The organism is Bacillus cereus group sp. BfR-BA-01355, from assembly GCF_022663675.1.
Taxonomy (GTDB): domain Bacteria; phylum Bacillota; class Bacilli; order Bacillales; family Bacillaceae_G; genus Bacillus_A; species Bacillus_A thuringiensis_S.
On sequence record NZ_JAKUFY010000521.1, the window covers coordinates 1 to 211 of the forward strand.

Here is a 211-nt window from a genome sequence, read left to right on the forward strand (position 1 = left end):
GCTGATCCGCGATTACTAGCGATTCCAGCTTCATGTAGGCGAGTTGCAGCCTACAATCCGAACTGAGAACGGTTTTATGAGATTAGCTCCACCTCGCGGGCTTGCAGCTCTTTGTACCGTCCATTGTAGCACGTGTGTAGCCCAGGTCATAAGGGGCATGATGATTTGACGTCATCCCCACCTTCCTCCGGTTTGTCACCGGCAGTCACCT

1 rRNA gene is annotated in these 211 nt (G+C 53.1%); it reads right to left on the bottom strand.

The window, feature by feature from the left end:
- Nucleotides 1-211: ribosomal RNA gene (locus tag MR167_RS32750) — 16S ribosomal RNA — on the bottom strand; the annotation flags it as partial.